The 3,663-nt window shown below is 63.4% G+C and carries 3 protein-coding genes and 2 pseudogenes; 3 read left to right on the forward strand and 2 right to left on the reverse strand.

Annotated elements, in window-relative coordinates:
* Positions 1–135 precede the first annotated feature (135 nt).
* Positions 136–1,751 (reverse strand): annotated as a pseudogene (locus AHiyo1_RS05260) (solute symporter family protein).
* A complete protein-coding gene (locus AHiyo1_RS05265; protein ID WP_059387841.1) occupies positions 1,748–2,125 on the reverse strand; it encodes a DUF485 domain-containing protein in 378 nt (125 codons plus the stop codon). Before AHiyo1_RS05265 ends, AHiyo1_RS05260 begins: the two are co-directional and overlap by 4 nt.
* Between AHiyo1_RS05265 and AHiyo1_RS24490 the strand changes: the two genes are divergently transcribed.
* The 3 genes and pseudogenes from AHiyo1_RS24490 to AHiyo1_RS26200 all read left to right on the forward strand — a co-directional run.
* Positions 2,030–2,233 (forward strand): hypothetical protein, encoded by a 204-nt coding sequence (locus AHiyo1_RS24490; protein WP_172465497.1) that lies wholly within the window; start codon positions 2,030–2,032, stop codon positions 2,231–2,233. The genes AHiyo1_RS05265 and AHiyo1_RS24490 overlap by 96 nt on opposite strands.
* 56 nt (positions 2,234–2,289) lie before the next feature.
* Complete coding sequence (locus tag AHiyo1_RS05270) at positions 2,290–3,456, forward strand: histidine kinase (RefSeq protein WP_059387840.1); 1,167 nt, start codon at positions 2,290–2,292, stop codon at positions 3,454–3,456.
* Between the two features lie 15 nt (positions 3,457–3,471).
* Positions 3,472–3,663 (forward strand): annotated as a pseudogene (locus tag AHiyo1_RS26200) (LytR/AlgR family response regulator transcription factor); the annotation flags it as partial.

Raw genomic sequence — 3,663 nt, forward strand, 5'->3', positions numbered from 1 at the left:
CCCGCTCACCTTTTGGTGAAAATGTGGATCCCTCCTGCAGATCTTTCTGCAGGAGGGATCCGCCATTTGGCCTTGTTTGTGAGCGAGCGTCACTCCGAAGGGCCTTGTTTGTGAGCGCGCGTCGGACGGGTACTCCTAGTGGTTCACCGCTTTCTCGGCTCCGACGCCGGTCAGGGAGCGGACTTCCATCTCGGCCTGCTTTGCCGTGTCTTCGCGCCGCTTGTCCACCACGGTTCCGAGCCAGCCGAGCAGGAAGGCGAGTGGGATGGACACGATTCCCGGGTTGCTCAGCGGGAAGACAGCGAAGTTGGCACCCGGGATCATGGACGTCTTGGCGCCGGAAACAACCGGCGACAAGGCAATCAGGATGATGGCCGCCGCAAGTCCGCCGTACATGCTCCAGGTGGCGCCCTGGGTGGTGAACTTCTTCCAGAACAGGGAGTAGAGGATGGTCGGCAAATTCGCGGACGCCGCCACTGCGAAAGCGAGGGCAACGAGGAACGCTACGTTCTGCCCATTGGCGAAAATACCGCCAATGATCGCAAGGACCCCGATGACCACCACAGTCCGCCGGGCCACTTTTACCTCGGTTCCGGCGCCGGCTTTGCCCTTGGAAATGACGTTCGCATAGATATCGTGGGCGAACGACGCCGCCGCCGTGATGGTCAAACCCGCCACCACCGCCAGGATCGTGGCGAACGCGACGGCCGAGATGAAGCCGAGCAGCAACGGCCCGCCCAAGTGGAACGCCAGGAGCGGCGCCGCGGAGTTCACCCCGCCCGGGGCCGATTTGATGGTGTCGGCTCCAACGAGGGCTGCCGCGCCGTAGCCGAGGACCAGGGTAAACAGGTAGAACAACCCGATCAGCCAGATGGACCAGACCACCGATTTGCGGGCTTCCTTGGCCGTTGGCACGGTGTAGAAGCGCATCAGCACGTGTGGCAGGGCGGCTGTGCCGAGGACGAGCGCCATCCCAAGGGACAGGAAATCGAGCTTGGACGTGTCGGTCTTGCCGTACTGCAGGCCGGGGTTCAGCACGTTGGGGTTCTTGGCGGTATCCGCTGCGGCACCCAACAGGTTGGACAGGTTGAAGCCGTAGATGGACAGCACCCAGAGCGTCATGACTGCCGCACCGCAGATGAGCAGCACGGCCTTGATGATCTGGACCCAGGTGGTGCCCTTCATTCCGCCGATCAGCACGTACATGATCATGAGGCGCCGACGACGACGATCACCAGGGCTTGTCCGCCCCAGTCGCCGATGCCCAAGAGCAAGGAAATGAGGCTTCCGGCGCCGGCCATCTGCGCCAGCAGGTAGAAAAAGCAGACGACCAAAGTCGTGAGGGCCGCGGCGATCCGCACCGGGCGCTGGCGCAGCCGGAAGGAAAGCACATCGGCCATGGTGAACTTACCCGTGTTGCGCATGAGTTCCGCGACAAGCAGCAACGCGACAAGCCATGCGACGAGGAACCCGATCGAATATAGGAAGCCGTCGTAGCCGTTGACGGCGATCGCCCCGGTGATCCCGAGGAAGGAGGCCGCGGAGAGGTAGTCGCCGGCGATGGCGGTGCCGTTCTGCGAACCGGTGAACGAGCGCCCGGCGGCATAGTAGTCGGCAGCCGTTTTGTTGTTCCGGCTGGCCCGGAAGACGATCACCATGGTGACCAGGACGAACAGGGCGAAGATACCCATGTTCAACAGCGTGGTGTCCTTCAGCGCGGCAACGTTGACCATCGGGACCATGGCACTCATTTCGCCGCCCCCCTCACGGTGCTGCCCTTGTCGAACTCATGGCCCTCGATCTCATTCCGGATTTCCGTGGCTATCGGGTCCAGCTTCCGGTTGGAGTAGTGAACGTACCAGCCCGTAATTCCGAAAGTTGAGACGAACTGCAGCAGGCCCAAGACCAGGCCGACGTTGATGTTGCCCCACAGCTTGGTGGACATGAAGCCCACCGCGTAGTCAGCCAGCAGGACGTAAGCGAAGTACCAAAGCAGGAATGCGATGGCCATTGGAAAGACAAAACTGCGGTGGCGCTTGCGAAGCTCCTGAAACTGCCCCGTTTGCTGGACTTCCTGGAAATCAACGGACGCCGCTGCGTCCGGTGTCTGGGCCTCGTTACCCATGGCTTCCTCCTGGTTGTGGACGTCTACATCGACCACACACTCCTGGCCGATGTGACTGGAATCACTATCCGCCGGGCAACTGCGCCACTTCCAGATTTCCCGGCATAGGCGTCGCCCAGCGGACACGTTGCTGCGCCGAACGGCGGGTTCGCTAGTCTTGCTCCATGCCGGATTCCCCGCTCGTCACCGCCGCCGCCATTGCGGTCATCGTGCTCGCCGTGGCGATCGTCGTCGGGGTCGGCCTCAAGGTGATCCGTTCCTTCCGCGAGCTGGGAACAGACGCCGAGAGGGCCACCTACCAAACCCTGCACGCGGCGTCGCGCGCTGGACAGCACCTGCGCACCGGGCTCCACGCGGCGGGAGCTGCCAAGGCAAGCAAGCAATTGCGTTCCCTGCTTGGCTGCGACGCCCTGGCGATCACCGACACCGAGTCAGTCCTGGCGTGGGATGGCGCGGCGGAAGAACTCAAAGCCTCCCTGATGGAGCTCGCCTCCGGGGTTCTCTCCGACGGACGGACCGTGGTTGTCCCGGCGTCGCACGAGCTGAACGCCGTCGTGGCACCGATCAGGGCCGGAAACCGCGTGGTGGGGGCGGTCGCCGCCTTCGCGCCGCAAACCGGTGCGGGGTTGGTCCGGGCGACAAGCGAGCTGGCCGACTGGGTGGCGGTGCAAGTGGAGTTGGCCGAACTCGACGCTTCCCGCACCTTGCTCATGGAGGCCGAAGTCCGGGCCCTGCGCGCACAAATCAGCCCCCACTTCATCTACAACTCGCTCAACGCCATTGCGTCGTTCATCAACACCGATCCCGCCAGGGCACGCGAGTTGGTGGTCGAGTTCGCGGATTTCACTCGGTACTCCTTCCGCCGCCACGGGGATTTCACCACCTTGGCGGAAGAACTCCGGAGCATCGACCGCTACTTGCTGTTGGAGAAGGCACGCTTCGGAGACCGGGTACAAGTGAGCCTCAGGATCGCGCCCGAAGTCCTGAGCACGGTGATTCCCTTCCTGAGCCTGCAACCGCTCGTGGAAAACGCCGTGCGCCATGGGCTTGAAGCGAAGGAAGGACCCGGGCACATCACCATCTGCGCCAACGACTCCGGCGCTTTCGCGGAGGTCACCATCGAGGACGACGGCGTGGGCATTGATCCGGAACACCTGCGCTCGGTCCTGGCGGGACACGCCGACGGCGACCATGTTGGACTGCGAAACGTCGATGCCCGCCTTCGGCAGGTCTACGGGGACGAACACGGCCTCGTCATCGAAACCGCACCGGGCGAGGGCACCTTGATCACCATCCGCGTGCCAAAGTCCCAGCCGAGCCATGATGCCTGAGGCTAATCTATAACCATGATCAACGTACTCGTCGCCGACGACGAGCTCCCGGCGGTTGAAGAGCTCGCCTTCCTGCTGGGCCGGGACGAGCGTATCGGCGCAATCCACCGCGCAATCTCGGGCGCCGAAGCCTCAGCGCCCTCGAAACGGAATCCGTGGACGCGGTCTTCCTGGACATCCACATGCCCGCGCTTTCCGGTTTGGACA

The sequence above is a fragment of the Arthrobacter sp. Hiyo1 genome (assembly GCF_001263615.2).
In the GTDB taxonomy this organism is placed as follows: domain Bacteria; phylum Actinomycetota; class Actinomycetes; order Actinomycetales; family Micrococcaceae; genus Arthrobacter.